Source organism: Brevibacillus sp. MER 51 (assembly GCF_023714195.1).
Lineage (GTDB): Bacteria > Bacillota > Bacilli > Brevibacillales > Brevibacillaceae > Brevibacillus.
Window position 1 is genome coordinate 42741 of the sequence record NZ_JAMAUS010000022.1, and the last position, 22523, is coordinate 65263.

The following is a 22523-nucleotide window of genomic DNA, read 5'->3' on the forward strand; positions in this document are numbered from 1 at the left end:
GACTGCGTCGCACCTACCCGCAGCTCTCTGGACAAGAAATTCGCTTTACTAGCTCCCGTTCTTCGCGTTTGTTCTATGTCGTTGTGAAAATCAGAAAATCAAAAAGGCCTGCCGTCTCTATCGAAGAGACGACAGACCTTGTCTATCGCGGTACCACTCTCGTTGACCCCAGCTGCTCGCCAGAAGTCCACCTCATGTACTGATCCTGGTCGACCAGCACAACCCGATCACGGAGGTTAACCGTCAGAACTTACTGCTCGATGCAGCGCTACATCTTGTTCAGTCCTGCCGCTCCCGGGCGAGCTTCAATGGTTTCTCTGACTGCGTTGCACCGTCCCGCAGCTCTCTAAACAGATCAGACCACTTACTGTTCCCGTTCTTCGCGTTATTGTTATTATTGTTTGAAATTTTATTCGGTTTATATCTGGTTGTCAATGGAAGCTAGCAATAAAATTAATTTTACTAATCCAATTAATTGAGCCCTCTCACCGAGCTGCGGCCGAACTGTCTGTAATAAAGGCAAGCGAGACCCAGTATCACGAGCACTAAAGCGGAGTAAATATTGCTATAGACCGACGCTCCTGGATAGCTATTGAGCAGATTCCAGCTCGCAGCAGCTCCTCCATCAATCGACTTGCCGTACAAAGTAGCTGCAAGAGCACCTGCAATAAAGTTCAGCATTGCCATCAGTCCCATACCGACGCCGATCTGTTCCTTTGGTAGCGACTGCGAGATTGCGTTTGACATCGAAATCATCATAAACGATAGTCCGACATTGCCAAAAATCAGAAAAACAGCAATGAGGAACGGGGACACTCCCGCAAAGGAAGAGAAGAGGACAAAGCTGCTCAAAAGTAGCGCAGACGCTGTGTAAAATAAATACGAATTCCCTTTCTTATCTGCAAGAATCCCGGCCTTTTTCCCCAAGAACGCGGTCACAATCGCCCCAGGTACCATGACAAAGCCAATGAGCCCCGGTGCCAGATGATTCACATCGGCCAACAACTGCGGACTAAGAAAAGCGAACGAATAGCCACTCCCTATCATCAAAAAGGCAATGACCAGCCCGAGCGAGTAGCGTTTGCTCCGGAATAAGCCAGGGCGAATAAAGGGTTCTGCGGTCGTCCGAATCCTTACCAAGAACAGAAGGAATGAGAGGATGCACCCGAGTGCGAGCAGCAAGCTCTGATTCGTAATAGCCAGTAGAAGCAATGCAATCGTTATGGCGAGAAGCCCTCCGCCGATCCAGTCCATTTTGACAGCTTCCCGCTCCTCCTCCTCCAAATACTTACGGAAAAAAGGCACGGCAAAGAGCGTGAACAACGGCATACAGAACAGCCATCTCCAATCGAGCAGACTGACCAGCAAAGACGAAAGAACGGGACCTAATGCGCTACCGATTGCCATCCCGGTCATAGAGATCCCTAAAGCTCGCCCCCTACTCTCTGGGGGAAAATAACGCACCGGAATAATCGAAGACGTCGCCGGAACAACTGCAGCCCCTGCTGCCTGCACAATTCTCCCAAAAAGCACCATGCCATAATTATGGGCGAAAAATCCGACAAGAGAGCCGATGGCAAACAGAATCAGTCCGAATGTAAGCAAATGTTTGAGCTTATAGGAATCGGCTAGCTTGCCGTACATCACGGTTCCAACCGCATAGATTAACAAAAAGGCAGACGTCACCCAGCTAACCTGGCTAAAAGATAAATGAAATTCTGTCCTGATTTGCGGTAACACGATATTGAACATCGTAGCACTCATCACTGTCATCATGAGCGTAAACACGAGTACGCGAAGAACTTTTTCAGCAGATTGTTGTTGTGGTTCGGTTTGCATATTGGAAAGACACCTCTCGTTATCACCGATTTCTTCCCGGGAAGGTGATTGTTTGCCTTGCTTGTTGTAGTTTATAATGATTTTAAAATAAACGAAAATATATCTTTTGACATGCAGTTGATATACCTGAGTATATGGAGTTGAATCGAATGGAATTGTTGCAATTGCACTATTTCCGAACAGTGGCCAAGTGGCAGCATATGACGAAAGCCGCCCAAGAGCTGCGGATTGCTCAGCCTGCTCTCAGCAAGACCATTGCTCGGTTGGAAGAGGATGTCGGGGTTCCGTTATTTGACCGCGAGCGAGGACGTATTCGGCTGAATACATTTGGAAAGGCATATTTGGAACGTGTAGATAAAGCATTGAACTTGTTGGAGGAAGGTCAAAAAGTCGTATCGGATCTGGCCGGAATGGAGCATGGTCGTATACATCTGGCAACGTCGACCTTGGATTTGTTATCAGAACCGTTGGGCAAATTTCTCGCCCTCCATCCCGATGTGCATTTCCAAATCACGCAAGCCACCATTGAAGAAATGGCACTCCTTTTGGAGTCAGGCGAAGTGGATATTTGCTTCACCCATTTGCCGATCAAGCTGCCGGATATTTTGACTACACCCGTATTGAAAGAAGATATTCACGTAGCTGTCCCGCGCACACATCACTTAGCCAAACATACCAGTGTTCGCCTAAGCGATTTGGCTGAGGAGTCCTTTATCGGCTACAAGGAGGACTTTCCCATCCAAATGCTGTACGATCAGTTCTTTCAAAAAGCAGGGATTACCCCTAAATTCGCTTGTCGGGTAGATGATCCCGGCTCTATCCAAAAGCTCGTCCGCGCAGGCCTTGGCATCGCCCTCTACGGCTGTATCAGTCGAGAGGAAGACCCACACCTTGTCATGCTTCCGATCAAACACCCGATCTGCCAGCGACATTTTCAAATGATTCGGCACGAAAAAAGATATCTCTCCCTGGCTGCACGCAAGTTCTGTGATTTTATCGTCCAGTATTTTGCAGAGTCTCTTGAAAAATAAGCCCCTTTCCAACAGAAAAAGCCTGGCATCATTCGCCAGGCTCCTCCTCTATTCTTGTTTTCTTTTTTTCAAACGTAAAATAATGCCGTCAATGAGCAGTCCAATCCCCGCTCCGTAAAAAGGGGCCGCAAACCGAGTTCCTTCAGCAAGCGGCAGGTCTTTCAAATACACGATAAACACACCGACAATAAAACCGATCATCGTGTAGCGCAGCCGGGTCGCCCCCATCAAACGACACTCCCTTTCACGCTACTTCCCGAATTTATTTGGCATTTTCATGTTTTTCATCGTACGGCTCATTTGCTTGAGCTGCTTTTGATTAAGATTCATCCCCATTGAACGAGCCATGGCTTGAAGCTGCTTTTCGTCCATTTGCATATTGGACATTTGTTTTTTCAATAAATAAGTCCCTCCATAAAATCCACCAGCGAGACCGATTAACAATGTAACAATTGGAATTACCCAGTTGTACCAAGCCATCAATACATTACCATCCTCTATACGTAATTATGAACTCTTTTATTGTACCATAGTTGGGCTATCTTCTGTAAATTGTGATTAGAAAACTTGGAAAATGAGAACACTGCCTTCAACAATATTGTTGTCTCAAGCATATTCTAATAGCAAGAGGTGAAACAACATGGCTCCAATTGTGATTCTGGACGCTGGACACGGTGGAAGTGACCCAGGCGGTGGCAACAACACGCAATTTACCGAGAAAGATATGAATTTGCAAATAACGCTCTACCAATATAATCGCTTTTTGGCTCTAAATATTCCTGCTGCGATCACACGGACAACCGATGTGACTCTAACAAGTGAGGCTCGGACTGCTCTGGTTCGAAACAGCGGTGCTCGCTACTGTATATCCAACCATATTAACTCAGGTGGCGGCCGAGGCTCCGAGGTCCTTTACTCGATTTACGGCTCCCCAACCTTTCCCCAATTGATCCAGGATGCCCTGGCAGCGGAAGGGATGCCGAATCGACGCATTTTTACGCGGACACTGCCAGATAATCCGCGGCTTGATTACTACTTCATGCACCGAGAGACTGGCAGCGTGGAGACGGTAATTGTCGAGTATGGCTTTGCCGACAATGCATTGGACGCAAATAAGCTACAGCAGGATTGGCGAGATCTCGCGGAAGGCGTAGTTCGGGCATTTTGTACGTACGCTAAACTTCCCTACCAGCCCCCTGCGACTCCTACTTCTACACCGAAACCGACTGTAGCACCAACCCTTGCTCCCACCACTTCTCCTGGGAACGGAGCTGATTGGAAGCAGGAAGCCGTCAACTGGCTGTACGATCAAGGATTATTAACTGATGAACAATGGCGTCAGAAGCCTGACCAACCTCTGCCACTCTGGGCACAGGCTGTCATCCTGAAGCGACTATTCGAAAAGCTCAAAACGTAACAGAACGTCTCTGTTTAATCGTCTGCCTTAAAACGGGTCAGCGGCGTATCCGTTAAGCCCGAATAATTTCTTTTTGCTGGCACACTCACCAATTCGTCCTCTGGGTAACGGTAGGCGGTTAGCATTCCGCCGAACACACATCCTTGGTCGATGTTGATGGTGCCATTTTTTCGTTTTGGCTCTGGATGCGGATCATGTCCCCATACGATTATGGGCGAAGTCACCTTTCGTTCTTTTGCCCATTCTCTGCGGATCGGGCGCCCATCCGGTCCCGTATCTGCCACATCGCCATATCGGCAAAATGTGTAGACCGCAGGCGAATCCATCCCTATGTAATCGTCGCGAATCCCCGCATGAACGGCGACCGCCACTATTTTTTCATTTTGTTTGATGATCATGTGCGAAGGAGAAGAAAATAGCAATCTACGGCTCTGTTCACGCAGCAAGGAGGCCTTCTTCGGTCCGTATTCTAGCTGATACAGCCGAATTTCCTCTTCTACTTTTTCATCTCCGTGAGCCAATGTTACCGGTCTACCATCCAGCCAACGAGCTACTTTCCACCCGTGGTTACTATCTACCATCTCAGCCAGGCCTGCCGTGACATGTTGGTGAAAAAATTGCAGCATTTTGATTGAGTAAGGTCCACGACTCGTGATATCACCGAGGGAAAGGAGCTTTCGGCCATGGGGATGGCGATATGTACCGTCTGGGGTTTGTTCATATCCCAAGCGTTTGAGCAATTCTATAAATTCGTCGTAACAGCCGTGAACATCGCCAACGATATCCACACCATTGTCAGCCGAAAGCACCTTGGAGCGTGTTTGAGGTTTGTGCCTCATAGCCCGGCCCTCCTTTCCGTTATCTCTCATTCGTTACTTACTATCTTTACCACATCTACGAAAAAAACTCACGGTTTGCGTACAAGAAAACTGTTTAAACAAGTAAACGCGCGAAAGAGCCCCTGTTTACTGAGGAGCTATTTGGCGCGTTTACCTATACATGATGCGATGTGATTAACCTAAGCTATGCGTATGCACGTAAATGGCCGCTTGCGTGCGATCCTCCACGTTCAGCTTGGCAAGAATGTTGCTGACATGAGTCTTGACCGTTTTGATCCCGATAATGAGTTCATCAGCAATCTCCTGGTTGGACTTGCCCTGACCGATTAGCTTCAAAACCTCCAACTCGCGCGGCGTTAGCTGCTCATGGGGATGGGACTCTTGACCGTGACGGAAACGGGCCATGATTTTTCCTGCTACCCTCGATTCCAAAACTGGCTCACCCGCCGCAGCAGAGCGAATTGCCTTTGCAATCTCGGCTGCACGCGAAGTCTTCAGCAAGTAGCTGAATGCCCCGGCTTCAATGACCGGGTATACCTTTTCGTCATCAATAAAGCTAGTCAAGACAATAACCTTACTGGATGGACAGCTTTCACGAATACGCCGAGTCGCTTCCACACCGCCGATGCCTTCCATGACTAAATCCATCAGAACTACATCTGGGCGTAGCTCTTGCGTCATTCGCACCCCTTCTTCCCCACTGCCTGCCTCTGCTACGACTTCAATATCGTCCTCCGTAGACAAATAAGCAGCCAAACCCATCCGAACCATTTCGTGATCATCTACCAGAAGTACCCGAATCACTGAGCCTTCACCCTTCCCGTTCCGTCTGTGACATTAGAGGAATACGCACCTCAATTTGCGTCCCTTTCCCAATCGCCGAGTAAATCTCCATGGAGCCTCCGACCTCTGCTACGCGCTCCTGCATGCTGCGCAGACCGTAGGACGTCATTTTCTCCCCATCTGGATCAAAACCAACACCATCATCCGTTACTCGCAGGCGAACCTGCTCTTGCAATGTAAATAGCTTCACTGTAATCTGGGTAGCTCTGGCATGCCGCAATGTGTTGGATAAGGACTCCTGCAAAATGCGGAACAAATGATCCTCAATTCCACTCGGCAAGCCTTCGACGTCTTCGATCTCCCACGTCAGCTGCATGGTATTTTTACGCGTCAGCTCATCTAAAAGTTCCAGAATGGCTTCCTTCAATGACTTGTTTTGTAACGTAGCCGGGCGAAGATGCAAGAGCAACGCCCTCATCTCCGCTTGTGCAGCTGCTGCCATCTCTTCGACCAATTCAATCTGTTGGGCTGCACGTTGAGGATTTTTTTCGACAAGCCGTTTCATCGCCGCAGTCGTCATGGCGATAGCGAACAGTTGCTGGCTGACTGCGTCATGCAGTTCTCTCGCCAATCTCTGTCGCTCCTCTGTTACCGCTGCATGCTTCAATTGTTCTGCGAGAGCCGCATTGTGGTTCGACAGCCGCTGCAAAGATGCTACTTGCTCTTCCCATTGCGAAGCCAGGCGATTGATCTGCCATCCCAATTCGCCTACTTCATCGACGCCCAATTCGGGAACCCGATACGACAGCATTCCGCGCCCAAGCTTCATGGCAGCTTCCCACAGTACACTGAGTCTCTTTTTCAACAAATTGCCGACGATATAGGAAATGATCAATGCCACTAAGACACCTGCAGGCAAAGAAACAACAAAAGCAGCAAGCTGAATCAAACCCTCTGGATCGGCAGGGAGATTGATTCCTATATATTCTTCAAGCCACCACACGAAGTTGCGGTCGCTGATTACTTCGTTGTACCACCGATGAATCCCCGGGTGATCTTTCCATAAAAAGTATAGCCAAAAGAAACAAATAAACGCGGCAGTAACTGCACTGACGGCCAGTAACATGCCATAGCGCACGTATTGCCACTGAATACTTGCCAATCGCTGTCGACGCATCCGCCAGTACCTCCTAGATGTACTTGACTTTTATATCGCCGACAAGCAGCGAGATATGCAAGTTTACTTTTTGCAATGCTTCATCATACTGATCAGAACGAATCTTAACACTGCGGTTGATCCCCCCCTGACGGTGGCTTAGCACCTCCAGGTCACCAATACTCAACCCTGCCGTTACCGATACAGGAAGATCGACCGGTACATAAATCGTCACATCGCCTACCCAGCCCTCTACGACAAGAACCGCTTCATCCCGCATCAACACTGCCCGGGAAAGATCAATCACAACATCCCCGATTCCATGCCAGACATGCAAGTGATTCAGTTCAAAACGCCCGGAAGTCAGGTGATAATCCCCAATCAGAGAACTGCGGGAATCTTTTGGCAGCATGTCGTCAGGGGATGAAGACATGCTTTCGTGATGAGGAATTTTTCCACCAACATGCTTCCATTTGTTCCAGCTGTCTAGCCAAGGGCGCTCCGCTGTTGAAACGTTCACGTCATTCGGGATACTCGCATCACTAGTCAAAATCGTCTCCGCAGCAGATGGGTTCCCACTCTCGCCTAATGGCTGATTCACACGGTGATCTCGTCTGCTGTTCTTGCCCCGAATCAACTGAAACCCGAAATAAATAAACACGATTGGCACTGCAATCTGGAACAAATCATCAATCCCGACACTAAACCACATATCCATCGCGATGATGGTCCCCAGCGAGAATAAAATTCCTCCGCCAATCCGATTTTTATTCCCCCACAAACGAAGGCCGAAATAAATAAGCACCATCGGCCACAAATCAAACAGACCGAACGAAATGATACCCAAACTGTCTAACAAAAGACCGATTCCCGTAAAAATAATCAGGACACCAGCCAACATTTTGTGCAAACGGGACAGTTTCACAAAAGTCTCCTCTCTCACGCCCCATGCTGATCGTTTTCACTTTGACCATTACGACATGTATAGATGAATGCAGGCGGAATGTTCAACAGGGTAAAGTCGATCTCAACCCGGGGAAAACGATCCTGCAACTCAGCCTGGAGTTGTAGCGAATATTGGAATGTAATAAATAGGCCCCCTGGCTTCAGTACAGATTGAACTTCGTCCAGAATTGCTGCCCGCAGCTCTTGTGGAAAATTGGCGAATGGCAGACCTGAGATAATGACATCTGCACCTACAAGGTCCTGCTCCTCCAAGTAAGACCTAAGTTTAGTCGCTTCCTCCCTGATAGGAAGATCGGGAAAACGTGATTGAAGCATAGAGCGAAATTGGGAATCTCGTTCCACAAGCACGTACTGTGTGCCGGGACGCAAGCGCTGATAGATCGTTTGGGTAAATGCCCCTGTACCAGGTCCCAGCTCCAGGATCACATCGGTTGAAGCCCAATCGACGCTTTTCAACATTTGCTCACATAAAAAACGAGAGCTGGGGATTATACTACCGACGCGTCCAGGCTCAGCGATAAACCGCCGCAAAAAGACCAAGAAGTCCTGCAAGAATCGTACCTCCTAGGGGAAAAGCAGCCTGATGTACACAGGCTGCCGAATTGACCCAATCTATTCTACACCTTGTCCCCCAGTTCCTGTTGAATTAGGATTGCACTGGTTTGGCTACCGGTGTTTTTGCTTCATTAATGGATGCTTTGATGCTAGCAAGTTCTGCATCGAGATCATCCTTTTCCAGGTCAGACAAAGCGTTCTCCCAAGCGCGGTTCGTTTGGCGCCATTGCCCACTCATTTGTGCTTCTGCTTCCATGCGCATGACTTTTTCCTCCATGCGGGCGAAGCCACGGCCTGCGGACTGATTGCCGATACCAACAACTGCTTGATTGACTTGCTTTTGTGTACGAGCTACTTGTGCACGTGCCATCAGTGTGAACTTTTTCGCACGCATTTTATAGAACTCTTCCTTCAGCTCAGCCAGCTTCTCGCGCATTTGTGTAGCCGCCTCGGATGCTGACAGGTAGAGAGTTTCATATTCCGCTGCCCGGCCTTCGTACTGCTTCTTGTCAGCGAGTGCTCGACGTGCCAACTCGTCTTCTCCCTCAGTCAAGGCGAGCTTGACTTGACGATCGCGTTTTTCGATCAGGGCATTGGCTTCATCCAATTGCTGACGGAATTTCTTTTCCAGTGCAACCTGACGGGCAACCGCGACTTCAACTTGTCCGATTTCTACTTCCATGTCACGCATATATTGATTCAGCATTACTACCGGATCTTCCATGGAATCCAATGCATCATTTACCGAAGCTACTGTCAGATCACGCAAACGTTTAAAGATACTCATTATTTTTTCCTCCTCATCATATCACATCATATTGTTCATCCAAAAGACTCTTGCGACATAGGCGTTACTGCGGGCGTCTTCTTACGTTTCTCTCCCAAGTGTCCAGCGTATCTTCCTTTAATACTTTTTGGGCCCATTCACGCTCCCAAGAAGGAGGCGCTTGTTTTGGCTCTTGGCTGGGACGCAGTAAGCGATATCCCAGATAAATCACCCCAATGGCCAGAAGCGCGTGAAACAGTAGGTCAAGCTTGCCAATCAACATCAGGAATCCGAACAGGAAGACCAGGATTCCCCAAAAACGTGAACCGGTTTGTCCCATGATCTTTTTGGCACCGTATATCATGATCACGCCGGGAATGATAAACCCGAGCAAGTCTCCGATATCGATACCCACCAGATCCAGAAGAACCAACCCACCGACTAGCAGCAGAACCAGCCCGAGTAGAACTTTGCCAGACCGTTCGCTCATTACTCGCTTACCTCCATTCGTTTTGCATGTGGTGCTTGTGGAACGTTATGCCCTTATTGTAGCCCTCGGTATAGGCTTCCCATAACGGGCGTGCGGTTGGTTTTTCCCTCCGTCCTTGGACGGAGACAATTTCCTGCCCTAATCGGACGAGCTGTCCCGCAAGACAGAATATGCACGCGTCGAAAGGCGGCTTGCACTGTCGAACGAAAACGTTACAGCATTTGACGGTATCTTTGTGACGAATGTGTGAACGAACAGATAAAAAGAAGGAAAAAAAGGACTGGCGTAGAATCTTCGTAAGAGTGCGTGTAAAAAAACATCGAAAAATAGCCGAATTCCGCTTGGCGGAAACGGGGGAACCACGTTTTTGGGGTGAATGGTTGCTACTCCTAGCAGCCTAGGGCGTCCTTTCGACCGAACCCTTCAGCTAACCTCGTAGGCTCACGAAGGGAGCAGTTTCTTTTGCGCAAGATGGTTTTATCTTTATTTATGGCTGGATTGCTTGCTATGGGGGCAAGCGCTGTACAGGCTGCTGAGGAGAATACTCTCAATGAAGTAGTCAGCGACTTGTACGGTACCCCTTACAAATCTTCCGGCTCGTCCAAAAAGGGCTTTGACTGCTCCGGTTTCACGCGCTACGTATTTGATGCGTTAGGTGTAGACCTGCCTCACAATTCTGCTTCCCAGTACGAATTAGGTACTGAGGTAGCCAGAAAAGATTTGCAGCCAGGCGATCTCGTATTCTTCAACACGAACGGTCGCAGCATTTCTCACGTGGGTATCTACATCGGAGACGGCACATTCGTGCACTCGGAATCTGGTCGTGGAGTCGTCAACACCAAGTTGAGCGATCCATACTACTGGAGCAAGCGTTATGTAGGCGCCAAGCGTCTCAGCGTTCCTGTTCTAGCGAAAGCAGAAATTCCGAATAAGGAAAAAGCGGTGCAAGCTGCATCGTTGCCGGAAAAACCAGCTAAAAAATAGTCATTCGGCAAAATAATAAAAGCCAGGGACACTACGTCTCTGGCTTTTTCTGACGAAATTTAGTACCTGGTCTAAAGAGGTACCCTCACATATTAGAACAACTTAATAACTTACGGGGTTTCTTCCCCTGATCAGGTCAAAGCATGTTATGATAGACAAGACCCATTCTTTGAATGGTATTCCTTATTAATAGAAGTAACTGGGGGTTGTTCCGGTGAAAGATCACATTTTAATTGTCGATGACAATCTGGAGATTATTGAACTGCTAGAAGACATTTTGGAGAACGAGGGCTTCACCGTTTCCTCCGCAGAGAGCGGAGAGGATGCACTCTCGCTGCTCAGCCAAGGAGAGCGTCCCAACCTGATCCTTTTGGATATTATGATGCCCAACATGAGTGGCTACGAGCTCTGCTCTCAAATTCGCCGTGAGTGGGATTTGCCTATACTGTTTCTCAGTGCAAAAGGAAAAGCGGTAGATAAAGTAGTCGGCTTCGAAATCGGCGCAGATGATTACATCACGAAGCCTTTTGATACAGAAGAGCTGCTCGCTCGCATTCGTGCCCACCTTCGTCGCTATGAGCGCATTCGCAAGCATACCGAAGAGCAGCCTGAGAAGGAAACGGCCTCCTCTCCGATTACGGTTTTGAAATTCAAGGACCTGGAAATTCATAAAGAAACGTATTCCGTTTATGTATGCAATCAAAAGATTGAGCTATCTACCAAAGAATTCCAACTACTCACCTTCCTCGCAGAAAATGCGGGCATCGTCTTTACAAGAGAGCAAATTTATGACCGTGTCTGGGGATATGGATATGGCTCGCTCAATACAGTGACCGTCCATATTAAAAACCTCCGTGAAAAGCTGGAAACAGAACGTCAGTTCATTAAAACACAATGGGGGACAGGCTACGTATTTATCGGGGAGAAGCTTTAAATGAGCTTACGCAATAAAGTTTTGCTCTCCTTCATTGCCTTGATCACACTCAACATCTTGTTGTTTAAATTTGTTTTTCAAGACATTATTGTCGCTCAACTCAAAAATGATCGGCATAATCAGTACCAGGCTGAGAAAGAAGCCGCAGAGAAGGTCATGCTCAATCAACTGCTTCTCGTCAGTAATTTCAAGGACCCAATCGAACGTTTGGAGCTTGAAAAGCAGTTGCCAGACGACGTGATGTACCGCATGCTCGTAAAGGATGCCAATGGAAACACCATCTACAGCAAAACATCACGCGCCTATAATTTGAAAATGCCTTCCCCCTCCTCATCAAGTCGTGGTGATTCTGCCAAACAAAGTGACCTCAAAGTGGTCGCTGAGTACCATTTTCAGCAGGAGCCACCGCGTACAGGGGAGATCGTTGTTTATTTCTACACAGATGATTACGACATGATGGCTACAACTGGGGTTTCCATGATGCTCTGGTTTATTTACGGAAGCATTAGTCTGGTGGGATTGGTTCTGCTCGCTTTGTTCGTTCGCTGGATACTAAGGCCGGTTAACGAATTATCGCGCGTCACCCAAGAAATCCAGGAAGGGAAGCGCCTGGTCACATTTACGTATCGATCGCATGATGAATTTGGGCAACTCTTTCGATATTTCGGGGAAATGGTGGATGAGCTTCGCTTAGCGGAAGAAAGACAGGCAGAAATGATCGCTTCGATCGCCCACGACTTCCGCACACCTCTCACCACGATCAAAGGGTATGCGTCATATATCGGCTCTGGTCGTGTGACGGATATGACCAAAATACAGAAACAGATGGGCAAAATCGAGCTAAAAACGACGGACTTGGAAAAGCTGCTGGATGAGCTCCAGGACTTCACCACTCAAAGCTCCGAAGTTCGACTCAGTATTAACCGCATTCATGTCAAAAGCTTCTTGAGAGGAATCATTGAGGACTATTTGCCAAGAATCAAAGAGGCAGGTCTCACCTTTCAATGGAAGCTGCGCATCTCCAATGAACTACACATCGAAGCAGATGAGACCAAGCTGCGGCGTGTCATGGAAAATTTGTTAAACAACGCTATCCACTACAACAAACCGGATGGCTCCATTTACCTTACGTGTGATCAGCGAGAAGGGCATGTCCTTTTTACTGTGATCGACAAAGGAGAAGGAATCGCCGCTGAAGACTTGCCGAAAATTTTCACCAAGTTTTATCGGGCGGAAAAATCACGAAATCGCAACAGTGGCGGTACAGGCTTAGGCTTGACGATTTGCAAGAGCATCGTCCGGCTTCACGGCGGAGATCTGATGGTAAACAGTGAATTGGGAATGGGAAGCAGTTTCTCCTTCACCATCCCCTTCTTCCACGGGTAGCTTTCACAAGCTACCCTTATTTTATATAGATTTATTCTCAGTTAATTATTTCTTTATATTTTACTAGTAAAATAATTTTTGTAAGCATGTTGCTTTCAGTGATAAATAACCCCCAGTTCGGTATCTGACACAATCGGCGAAACCGTAGTGATAAGATGCCTCTTTTTTTGCCCCTTAACTTCCATTTTTTTCTATCTCTTTTCCAAACGCATCGGCAGTCCGTTCTTGGGACGCAAGGTGACCAACGGCTCGGGCTCCACTACCTGGTTCGGTTCAGCCAGTCTTAGTCGATATCGCTGTGCAATCGTCGCCAGTAGCAAAGCTGCCTCCATCAAAGCAAAGTTATTCCCGATACAAACACGCGGCCCGCCACCAAACGGGAAATAAGCATAGGCTGGAATTCTTTTTAAGAGGTCACTGTCAAAACGCTCTGGAATGAATTGTTCAGCCTGCTCATAATAGCGTGGGTCACGGTGCATGACATATTGGCTCATCATCAGTGTTTCTCCAGGCTTGTACGTGTGACCGCCGATCTCAACCTCATCTACCACTTCCCGATTAATCGTCCATGCCGCAGGATAGAGCCTCAGCGTTTCCTGTACAATGAGATTCGTATACTTCAGCTGCGGAATATCCTCGACTGTCGGCAGCTTTTCACACAGTACGGTCGACAACTCGTCATGCAGCTTTTTCTCCACCTCGGGATGAGTAGCCAGCAAATAGAAAATCCACGACATCGTATTCGCAGTCGTCTCATGGCCCGCTACAAAAATGGTCATGACCTCGTCGCGAACCTGCTCGTCTGTCATTCCTTCCCCATCATCTTCATCACGCGCTGCCAAAAGCATCCCCAACAAGTCCTTGTGCTCTTCTCCTTCGCTATTGCGCCGAGCTTCGATCAAAGAGTAGATCGTTTTGTCCAGCAGCTCACTCGACTCCAGGAACTCCCGATTGCTTTTGGTAGGTACGGACAACGGAATGTCGATAAAAGAGGAGCCTTTGTTTGCCACGTATTTCAAACCGACATCGATGGCATGTCCAATCTGATCGGCCCCTTCCTTGACGGTTTTGCCAAACATCGTCTCCGTAATAATCGCAAGGGTTACTTTCATCATGTCCGAATGAATATCACGTAGTTCCCCGGTTTTCCAATCCGACATGAGATCAACGGCTTGCCGGACCATCACGTCTCCGTAGGTGGCGATACGTTCTCGATGAAAAGCTGGCTGCATAAGCCGCCGTTGTCGCAAATGCTTTTTTCCTTCACTGGTAAGAATTCCATCTCCTACAACAGCTCGCGCAACCTGTAGTCCTTTCCCTTTTCGAAAATGCGCCTGTTTGCTGACCAAAACCTCTTTGATGTGATCCGGATTCGTTAACAGATAAATATGGCGGGAAGGACCGAAGCGAAAATGGACGACTTCCCCATGTTCTTTTGCAGCGTCGCGGATGAACTGAAGCGGCGATCGGCGAAATGCCATCAAATTCCCTGAGATTGGAAGACCTTTTGGGCCGGTGATCGTGATGTTCATACGTCTCCTCCTTTTTACTTGCAAATCCTACCGATAGTATCCGGCACGATAAGGAGATTATGCGAAAAAAAGCCACCCGAACTTCGGATGGCTGACGAAATCATTTTGTTTATCGTGGAACAGGTTGGTCTGTGCGCAACAGACGAGAAGCAATCAGTCGCTCGCGTACCTTGATGCCAATTAGAGAAGCCAGAACTGCTTTGACAACCCCTACAATGAGGAAAGGCGTTACACCAAAAGCAACAGCTTTATCCCATGGAATGTCCATAACGTATTTGAGCTGTACAGTACCAAAAGCGAGTGTGACAAACATGCCAATGATATTGGCGATGATGGCGTTTTTCAGGTTGAATCTTGTTTTCTCCAAGTAGAGCCCGGTCACATAAGCGGTGGCAATAAACCCAAATATGTACCCGCCGGATTTTCCGACCAATATCTGCAAGCCGCCTTTTGCCTCGCTGAATACAGGCAATCCGACTGCACCGAGCAAAACGTAAATAACCAGAGCCAGTGTCCCGTATCTTCTTCCCAAAATGGTCGCCGTCAGTCCTACTGCTAACGTCTGCGCAGTAATCGGAATCAACGGCAAGGGAATCGTCACCTGCGACAATACCGCAGTCATTGCAGCAAAAATGGCAGAGAGCAATAGCCATCTCAAGCGTTCGTTTCTCATGCGTACTAGCCTCCGTTTTGTTAACTAAAAATATGATAAGGTTAACAAAATAATAATACGCATCTGCCCTTTTGTAAATCCCCGTTCTGCCCGCTTACCTTTTTGCTTGTTGATTCATGTGTAACTGCAGCTTTTGAAGTGACTGAACCGTATGATCGATTAATTCGTTCAGGTCATCGATGTTGCCTTCATCAATTTTCCGATGAAAATCCAGCGTCACCTGGTTGGTGATTTGCTTTGGCGGCCAATCGATTCGATGCTCCTCTAACTTGGCCGATACTTTCTGTGTAATATACGGCCGTTGCCCCCAAATGTCATTAAGAATCGATGTGACTTCTCTCGCTTCTGCCGGCACATCTCTGTAATTTTCCAGCTGCAAGTAAAAATGGATACAAATCGTACATCCGATATGCTCTGTCAACGGTTGTTCCAGCTGTTCGGCTGCAATATCAGCTAACTGGGTACGAAGCTGCATCTCAGCACGGACAGCTGCGGTATAATCATGTTGATCAGCCAATTTGAATTCGATCTGAAACTGTCGATGGAACGTAGCCATATCCATGACATCCGAACGGTTCGTAATCGTGATTGCCCCTTCGAAGTCCCGGTCGTATACCGCACCTTCCAACACAACCCTGATATTGTCAAAAACAAGCGGATGAAACATCTCGCGCCCTCCTTTTCCCAGGCATTCGGGCCCTTTCTTTTACAGTATATAGCATGCCTGCTTTCTCCTTGTTTTGCAAGCAGACCGACTTCCCCATGGCGACGCCTTCAGGAGAGTGGTACCATGAGAGTGATCCAACCTTCGAGGTGACAGCCATGTTTTTAATTGGAATTCTAATCGTTGTTGCAATCCTTGGTGAAATTATTCATCGTTTGAATCCATGGAAAAAGCCAGAACCTGCGTATGAGGATCTCGTCGACCAAATCAAACAGACAGACTGGTACCAGGAGCTGTCTCGTGATCAGGCGTGTCGTTACGTTCTGGACAACGACCCGCATGTCCAAGCCTACTATGCGAGTACGTATGAAGCCAAACGACTCCTTGCACAGGAAGGCTTTCAATTGGGGCTGATTGATTACGTCAAGCAGGAAGCTGCAAAGCACGCCGATAAACCGCGCTGACATGCGAAAAAGCCGTTGTTATGGAACAGCGGCTTTTTCTTTGAATCAAAAAAAAGGTATACCTGCCATGGCTCATGCCCTGTGGTACACCTGTTTTATCCGGTATTCATGTTTGTATTAGCGTTTTTGATGATAGTGTTTGTAAGCGTCAAAGGATGCTTGCTCTTGGCAAGGTGCGCATTCTGTTGCATACGATTCAGCTTGTTCGTGAATCATTTGACCGCAGGCAGCACAGCATTTTGCTTCGAGATTGCGAAAGAAATTAGTGATCGGCGTCATGATTAAAACCCCCCGTGTGTTATTATCTGTATTGTATTACAACAGTATCTGTTTTATAAAAGTTTGTTATAATACATTACGCCGATTTATCTTTCTCTCTCGCTCATTTTCTCTTTATTGCTCCTCTTTTCACTGTATTCATACATTTTTGCAAATTCCGCATCTGTTGTAACACAAAGGCCTAAATCAGCAGATTGAACAAATACGGATCATTCGTAATCTCTACATAGCGGATACCATGCTGCTTCATCCGACTGACTAATGGCTGATAGTCATCCTTGCATTTCATTTCAATGCCAACCAGCGCTGGACCATTGTCTTTGTTGTTCTTTTTCGTATACTCAAAGCGTGTGATGTCATCGTGTGGCCCCAATACTTTTTCCATAAACTCTCGCAAGGCTCCGGCACGCTGTGGGAAATTGATGACAAAGTAGTGCTTCAAGCCCTCATGCAGCAGGGAGCGCTCCTTGATCTCTTGCATCCGGTCAATGTCGTTGTTTCCCCCGCTGATGACACACACTACGTTTTTCCCGGCGATTTGATCCCGGTAGTAATCGAGAGCGGCAATCGACAGGGCACCTGCTGGTTCTACAACGATGGCATTGCTGTTATACAACTCCAAAATGGTTGTGCACACCTTGCCTTCTGGGACGAGCACGATGTCATCCAGTAGCTCCTGGCAAATACTCATCGTTAGCTGCCCTACTTGCTTGACGGCTGCACCATCGACGAACTTGTCAATTTCATCTAAGGTGACAACATCGTTCTGCTCCAAAGCGGCTTGCATCGAAGCTGCTCCTGCCGGCTCCACACCAATGATCCGTGTGTGCGGGCTGATGCCTTTTACGTACGTGCCCACACCCGCAGCCAATCCACCTCCGCCGATACTCATAAAGACGAAATCAGCTGGTTCTTCCATGTCATTCATAAACTCCAGACCGACTGTTCCTTGTCCAGCTATCACCAATGGATCGTCAAACGGATGGACAAAGGTTCGATCTTCCTGAATGCAATATTTCATCGCCTCTGCGAAAGAATCATCAAAAGTGTCACCGATCAATACAACTTCTGCATAGGAGCCGCCAAACAGCTTGACCTGCGATATTTTTTGGCGCGGGGTGGTCGCTGGCATAAAGATCGTGCCCTGGATTTGCAAATGGTTACACGAATAGGCTACACCCTGCGCATGATTGCCCGCACTCGCACAGACGACACCACGCTCCCGCTCCATTGTGGAAAGATTCCGCATAAAATGATAAGCACCGCGGATTTTGAAGGAACGAACGACCTGCAAGTCTTCTCTTTTCAAATACACGTTGCAGCCGTAGCGCTCAGACAGTACTTTATTTTTTTGCAAGGGTGTCTTCTCCACCACGTCTTTCAATGCGTGATTGGCTACTACGATGTCTTCCACTCTAACCGTATGCATGTATATGTTCCTCCCAAGTTTCTCAATTGTAGTAAGGACCAGACCAAATCAAAAAGCCCCCGCCCCAAACCAGCTACGCACAATTTGCGTACGGCTGGCTGAGGCGAGGGCATCGCGGTACCACTCAGCTTCTCTGTCTTCCTCACGAAAAACAGACTTTGGCAGTTCACTATGAAACTCCCGTCCGATAACGAGGACGAATTCGTTGTCCTATACTCACTGGCTAAACAAGCTGATTTTCCAGGACAATGCTCCAAGGTGATTTTCAAAACAGGCTGGCGGCCATTCTTTCAGCACGGGGAACGGCTCTCTGCACACTGCTTACTGTTTCTACTCTTCCTTTTCAACGCTCATAGATACGAACTATTCGAATTAGTTAAACATTCTACGCCGAAACCCACAAGTTGTCAATCTTCTTGTTAATTAGCAGGAAAGCAATGACAAAAAAACGGGTTCCCTTTCGAGCTACTGCACTCAAAACGGGACCCGTTTTTCTCTTCAATACATCCTATACTGCTTCGTAAATTGCTTCGTAACGCTTGCCGATTTCTTCATCAGTCAAACCAGCTTCGCGCAGACGGCCAATCAGTGCATTCGCCCAAATCTCAGTGCGCTGCGCCATTTTCGCGTATTTTTTCGCTTCCTTCACTTTGCGCTTGGAACGATCTTCACCGTTTGACTTGAGGTTGTCGAGGATGAACAGCATGTGCATGGTATCTTCCTCGTTCAGCGTTTGCCAGCTATCATTTAGAAACGCAGTTACCTTTTTGTAGTAGCCATCAAACTCGTCAAAAGAAATCTCAGTATCCATGTTGAGATATTCTTTCATTTTTTCAAATAGATCTTGCATCTAGCGTCACAACTCCCTCATTATTCTCCGCACTATTATAACAAAAACAACGCTGGACAGGAAGTTGCCATTATCTTACTGGCACCCGTGAAGCTCTCGCATACATGCAACGTCTTCCGTAATGCTCTATAATAGGGAAATACTGAATTGCTTGAGGAGAACGGAACAGATGACAACGCATAAAAAAGAACAAGACGCCAGCATCCGTGTCGGCCAACAAATGACGCTCACGATCAAGAGTTTGGGCATTAATGGCGAAGGGATCGGCTATTTTAAAAGAAAAATCGTCTTCGTAGAGGGTGCCCTCCCTGGAGAGGTCGTCCATGCAGAGGTGACCGAGGCAAGAGAAAAATACGCGACCGCGCGTCTCTTGCGAGTTGTTGAAAAATCAGCATCTCGCACGAATCCCTCCTGTCCGGTCTATGCGGAGTGTGGCGGATGCAGCTTGCAGCACATGGATTATGCCGCACAGCTCGCGAGCAAGCAGGAAATCGTCATCGAGTCACTGCGCAAGTACGCTCGACTGAATCAACCACCCGTCGCCCCTACGATTGGTATGGATAACCCGTGGTCGTATCGAAATAAAGCGCAGTTTCAGGTGGGCAAGGAAAAAGGCAAGCTCATCGCTGGACTGTATCAAACAGGGAGCCACAAGCTCGTCAACCTGGAAGGCTGTCAGGTGCAGCATGAAGCAACAACAAAAATTGTCCAAACAGCGAAGCAAATCATCGAGGAGCTCGGGATTCCGATCTACGACGAGAAAAAACGGACGGGCGTCATCCGCACAATCGTAGCTCGCGTCGCTTTTGCTACGGGCGAAACGCAATTAACGCTTGTTACGGCTACCCCAGAAATTCCACGAGTGAAAGAGCTGCTTTTGGAGCTCCGCACGAGACTGCCTGAACTGGTAGGAATCGCGCAAAACGTAAATACGCAAAAAACATCGCTCGTTTTTGGTGACAAGACAGTATCTTTGTGGGGCAAGGCTTCCATCGCTGAAAAGCTTGGTGAGCTGTCCTTCGACTTGTCAGCTCGTGCCTTCTTCCAATTGAATCCCGAGCAGACGCAAAAGCTGTACAATCAAGTGAAAACGGCGGCTGGACTGACCGGAAAAGAGCTCGTACTCGATTTGTACTGTGGGACAGGGACGATTGGCTTATGGCTCGCTCCTTATGCCCGCGAGGTACGCGGGATCGAACTGATTCCTGAGGCTGTCGAAGATGCCAATCGCAATGCAGAGCGTAACCAAGCGTCGAATGCCAGCTTTCACGTGGGGCGTGCCGAGGTCTTGATGCCAAAATGGGCCAAGCAAGGGACTCGACCAGATGTCGTCGTAGTCGACCCGCCGCGGACTGGGCTGGATGATGCGCTGATTCGTTCCTTGTTGGATGTGCAGCCGAAGAAGATTGTGTATGTGTCTTGTAATCCTTCTACGTTGGCGAAGGATGTTGGGAAGCTGATGCAGCGGTATGAGTTGAAGAATGTGCAGCCGGTGGATATGTTCCCGCATACGGCGCATGTGGAGTCGGTCAGTTTGTTGGTGAAAAAATAGAAAACAGAAAGGTGGCTAAACCTCTTGATACTTCTGGGGTTTAACCACCTTTATTAGCATTTCATGTAGATTGTTCTTACTTGAAATAAGGCATTGACCACATTTTGACCACATACAGATGCTTAATGGACTTTTTTTGTTAAGGCTCTGTTATCATTAATTGTTGTTTTTCATTATTAAACTAAAGGGCACGTTAGTTTAATAATCAAGAGCGTAGAGCCTTACCATATTAAATAGGAGGATTTGTGATATGCACTTAAGAATAAAACATGTAGAAAAAGCTTTAGGTGTAATATTTACTATGTTTATCGTTTTTACAATTTTTAGTTTTATTTCCACTGAAACAATGCTATATGTTGGAAATGCCATTGAATATAAGCTGGGCATACATTCCAATATAGACGTTGAAAAAGTAAGGTCTTTTATCTTGGCAATTTCTTCAGGTGTATTAGGAAGTGCTATTGTTGCAATGATATTTTATATAAATGAGTACAATTCAGAAAAAAGGGAGAAAATACTCAAAATTGTTCGTGAAAACAATAAGTTACAGAAAATATATAGAGAAATTCCCTTTCTTGAACATGAAGGAGAATATTATAAACTAGAACGACTTTATTATCTTGAATACTTAGATAACAAAAGAAAAAGAAAATCCAATGAGGCAATAGATAAATTCGTACAAACTGTACCTAGGAAAATGAAACCTAAAATCAGGGAGTACAATAAGAAAATTAGAGAAATAGAATCATTTAAGCATAGAAATAAACTTAAGGAAGTGCTAGAGAATCATCCGGAAATTAGAAAAAGAAGATTTAGTGAAGATGTAATTGAAGTTGAACAAAAACTTAAAGACATACTTGTTAAGTATGACATGTACATTGACAAAATGATGGAATCTATTAAAACATTAAAAGGATATGATTATGAAGAACTGAAGTTATGTGTCGAAGAATATGAAAGTGTATTTAATTTTAGTAAAGCTAAAAAAAGAAAAATATTGAAATTTTTTAATCCAGAGATAAAAGAGATAAAAAGAATATATCCTTATGCGCTAAATGAAAAGGTTTCTTCAGAAATTATTGCGAATAGAATATATACAATACATAAAAGGCTTGTTAAGAAAATTGACGCTCATATGCAAAACATTGAAGATATTAATAAAAGTGGAGAAAGAAGCGAAGCATTAGGATTATTTCTTTTGTTTCAAAATGAAATTTATGGAACAGATATAAAGTATATTCCGAAGGTAAATCCAGAAATAGAAATTCAATATGTTTATAATATATTAAACATGTGTGTTGATAATCTACAATGGATTTTATTTGGGGAGTTGTCTAATAGGTATGAGTATCAGTCACAAGAATATTATGTAAGAAAAGGAGAATCAGTAGAGTATGGTAGTATGACAAAAATAATAGAAATGGAAGGCAAAACGGCATATGGTGATATTTATAGAAAATAATATAAGAAGGAATGATGGTATGCTATAACAACTGATAAGTGCTATATCGATAGCGACTGGCATCAATAACTCAAGCCTTATAATCAGATAAATAAACGTATAGGAGAGGTTAAAACAAACTTCCCCATCATTGCACATAAAAATAAGGGAGAGAGTGTTTTTTACGTGGGTGATGACTGAGGAAATATTAATTAAACTTGCAAAAGGGGTTATGCTACGCTAACGGGGTTTGATAGCTTAATAAAAGGCATAAAACCCACAATTAGTTTGTGGGTTTTGTTTCGGTTAAAATCTACAACAACGTTTAACAGAGCCTTTGTTAAGGAGCTTACTAAGACTTAGATTGGGTCTGTCAAGAATTTCGTGTAAACTCAATCAACCGTTATATGAAAAGGTTTCATCCCCTAATTGGGACATCTTTCTCGGGTCAATGGAGTCAAGGGCGTAAGGCGAAGCGAACCCTTGACTCCGT

At 46.5% G+C, this 22523-nt stretch carries 24 protein-coding genes, 1 riboswitch and 3 other annotated features (1 of these 28 only partly in view); of the genes, 8 read left to right on the plus strand and 16 right to left on the minus strand.

From position 1 onward, the window contains the following. Positions 1-72 (minus strand) — a binding site (T-box leader) (it extends 163 nt beyond the left edge of the window). Positions 73-121: 49 nt separating this feature from the next. Further along, positions 122-390: a binding site (T-box leader), on the minus strand. Between the two features lie 81 nt (positions 391-471). Beyond that, positions 472-1839 (minus strand): MFS transporter, encoded by a 1368-nt coding sequence (locus tag M3630_RS27910; protein WP_251254348.1) that lies wholly within the window; start codon positions 1837-1839, stop codon positions 472-474. Between the two features lie 149 nt (positions 1840-1988). On the opposite strand from M3630_RS27910, the gene M3630_RS27915 reads away from it, so the two are divergent. Then, the gene (locus M3630_RS27915; RefSeq protein ID WP_251254357.1) at positions 1989-2870 is read left to right on the plus strand and encodes a LysR family transcriptional regulator; all 882 of its coding nucleotides are present in this window, start codon (positions 1989-1991) and stop codon (positions 2868-2870) included. A 48-nt stretch (positions 2871-2918) separates the two neighbouring features. Here the strand turns inward: M3630_RS27915 and M3630_RS27920 are convergent, their stop codons facing one another. Together M3630_RS27920 and M3630_RS27925 are read right to left on the minus strand one after the other, a co-directional pair. Further along, entirely contained in the window at positions 2919-3098 is a 180-nt protein-coding gene (locus tag M3630_RS27920) for a hypothetical protein (RefSeq protein ID WP_232774581.1), read from the minus strand. Positions 3099-3119: 21 nt separating this feature from the next. Beyond that, positions 3120-3350 (minus strand): YneF family protein, encoded by a 231-nt coding sequence (locus M3630_RS27925; RefSeq protein WP_047073685.1) that lies wholly within the window; start codon positions 3348-3350, stop codon positions 3120-3122. Positions 3351-3510: 160 nt separating this feature from the next. Between M3630_RS27925 and M3630_RS27930 the strand changes: the two genes are divergently transcribed. Further along, on the plus strand, positions 3511-4287 hold the full coding sequence (locus M3630_RS27930) for an N-acetylmuramoyl-L-alanine amidase family protein (RefSeq protein ID WP_251254359.1): 777 nt from the start codon (positions 3511-3513) through the stop codon (positions 4285-4287). Between the two features lie 14 nt (positions 4288-4301). On the opposite strand, the gene prpE is transcribed toward M3630_RS27930, so the two are convergent. The 7 genes from prpE to M3630_RS27965 form a co-directional block, all read right to left on the minus strand. After that, positions 4302-5126, minus strand: coding sequence for a bis(5'-nucleosyl)-tetraphosphatase PrpE (prpE, locus tag M3630_RS27935; RefSeq protein ID WP_251254367.1), 825 nt, complete (start codon positions 5124-5126; stop codon positions 4302-4304). A 174-nt stretch (positions 5127-5300) separates the two neighbouring features. Then, complete coding sequence (locus M3630_RS27940) at positions 5301-5930, minus strand: response regulator (RefSeq protein ID WP_007721557.1); 630 nt, start codon at positions 5928-5930, stop codon at positions 5301-5303. A 7-nt stretch (positions 5931-5937) separates the two neighbouring features. Continuing rightward, positions 5938-7086 (minus strand): HAMP domain-containing sensor histidine kinase, encoded by a 1149-nt coding sequence (locus M3630_RS27945; protein ID WP_251254370.1) that lies wholly within the window; start codon positions 7084-7086, stop codon positions 5938-5940. A gap of 13 nt (positions 7087-7099) precedes the next feature. Further along, entirely contained in the window at positions 7100-7990 is an 891-nt protein-coding gene (liaF, locus tag M3630_RS27950) for a cell wall-active antibiotics response protein LiaF (protein WP_251254372.1), read from the minus strand. A 14-nt stretch (positions 7991-8004) separates the two neighbouring features. After that, the gene (locus M3630_RS27955) at positions 8005-8583 is read right to left on the minus strand and encodes a class I SAM-dependent methyltransferase (protein WP_173611384.1); all 579 of its coding nucleotides are present in this window, start codon (positions 8581-8583) and stop codon (positions 8005-8007) included. A gap of 94 nt (positions 8584-8677) precedes the next feature. Continuing rightward, entirely contained in the window at positions 8678-9373 is a 696-nt protein-coding gene (locus tag M3630_RS27960; RefSeq protein WP_173611383.1) for a PspA/IM30 family protein, read from the minus strand. 64 nt (positions 9374-9437) lie between these two features. Beyond that, positions 9438-9842: a LiaF transmembrane domain-containing protein gene (locus M3630_RS27965; RefSeq protein WP_173611382.1), complete on the minus strand. Its 405-nt coding sequence runs from the start codon at positions 9840-9842 to the stop codon at positions 9438-9440. A gap of 318 nt (positions 9843-10160) precedes the next feature. Beyond that, positions 10161-10300, plus strand: a riboswitch (cyclic di-AMP (ydaO/yuaA leader). A 4-nt stretch (positions 10301-10304) separates the two neighbouring features. On the opposite strand from M3630_RS27965, the gene M3630_RS27970 reads away from it, so the two are divergent. The 3 genes from M3630_RS27970 (at position 10305) to M3630_RS27980 (ending at position 13146) form a co-directional block, all read left to right on the plus strand. Beyond that, entirely contained in the window at positions 10305-10826 is a 522-nt protein-coding gene (locus M3630_RS27970) for a C40 family peptidase (protein WP_251254374.1), read from the plus strand. Between the two features lie 214 nt (positions 10827-11040). Beyond that, positions 11041-11760, plus strand: a complete 720-nt coding sequence (locus M3630_RS27975; protein WP_007721564.1) for a response regulator transcription factor — start codon at positions 11041-11043, stop codon at positions 11758-11760. Next, positions 11761-13146 (plus strand): sensor histidine kinase, encoded by a 1386-nt coding sequence (locus M3630_RS27980; protein WP_251254376.1) that lies wholly within the window; start codon positions 11761-11763, stop codon positions 13144-13146. 191 nt (positions 13147-13337) lie between these two features. On the opposite strand, the gene M3630_RS27985 is transcribed toward M3630_RS27980, so the two are convergent. From M3630_RS27985 to M3630_RS27995, 3 genes are all read right to left on the minus strand, one after another. Continuing rightward, a complete protein-coding gene (locus M3630_RS27985) occupies positions 13338-14678 on the minus strand; it encodes a cytochrome P450 (protein ID WP_251254377.1) in 1341 nt (446 codons plus the stop codon). A 109-nt stretch (positions 14679-14787) separates the two neighbouring features. Further along, complete coding sequence (locus tag M3630_RS27990; RefSeq protein WP_221868760.1) at positions 14788-15351, minus strand: biotin transporter BioY; 564 nt, start codon at positions 15349-15351, stop codon at positions 14788-14790. Positions 15352-15445: 94 nt separating this feature from the next. After that, positions 15446-16018, minus strand: coding sequence for a hypothetical protein (locus tag M3630_RS27995; protein WP_221868761.1), 573 nt, complete (start codon positions 16016-16018; stop codon positions 15446-15448). Between the two features lie 95 nt (positions 16019-16113). Between M3630_RS27995 and M3630_RS28000 the strand changes: the two genes are divergently transcribed. Then, positions 16114-16479, plus strand: a complete 366-nt coding sequence (locus tag M3630_RS28000; RefSeq protein ID WP_229087959.1) for a hypothetical protein — start codon at positions 16114-16116, stop codon at positions 16477-16479. Between the two features lie 117 nt (positions 16480-16596). Here M3630_RS28000 and yhfH read toward each other — a convergent pair whose 3' ends face one another. The 3 genes from yhfH to M3630_RS28015 all read right to left on the minus strand — a co-directional run bounded on the left by yhfH (position 16597) and on the right by M3630_RS28015 (position 19037). Beyond that, positions 16597-16758, minus strand: coding sequence for a protein YhfH (yhfH, locus tag M3630_RS28005; protein WP_173611374.1), 162 nt, complete (start codon positions 16756-16758; stop codon positions 16597-16599). 181 nt (positions 16759-16939) lie between these two features. Further along, entirely contained in the window at positions 16940-18187 is a 1248-nt protein-coding gene (gene ilvA / locus M3630_RS28010) for a threonine ammonia-lyase IlvA (protein ID WP_251254380.1), read from the minus strand. Between the two features lie 96 nt (positions 18188-18283). Then, positions 18284-18543: a binding site (T-box leader), on the minus strand. A gap of 152 nt (positions 18544-18695) precedes the next feature. After that, complete coding sequence (locus M3630_RS28015; RefSeq protein ID WP_048031397.1) at positions 18696-19037, minus strand: hypothetical protein; 342 nt, start codon at positions 19035-19037, stop codon at positions 18696-18698. A 169-nt stretch (positions 19038-19206) separates the two neighbouring features. Between M3630_RS28015 and rlmD the strand changes: the two genes are divergently transcribed. Continuing rightward, positions 19207-20589, plus strand: a complete 1383-nt coding sequence (rlmD, locus tag M3630_RS28020) for a 23S rRNA (uracil(1939)-C(5))-methyltransferase RlmD (RefSeq protein WP_251254381.1) — start codon at positions 19207-19209, stop codon at positions 20587-20589. 250 nt (positions 20590-20839) lie between these two features. Further along, the gene (locus M3630_RS28025) at positions 20840-22051 is read left to right on the plus strand and encodes a hypothetical protein (RefSeq protein WP_251254384.1); all 1212 of its coding nucleotides are present in this window, start codon (positions 20840-20842) and stop codon (positions 22049-22051) included. The last annotated feature ends 472 nt before the right edge of the window (positions 22052-22523 follow it).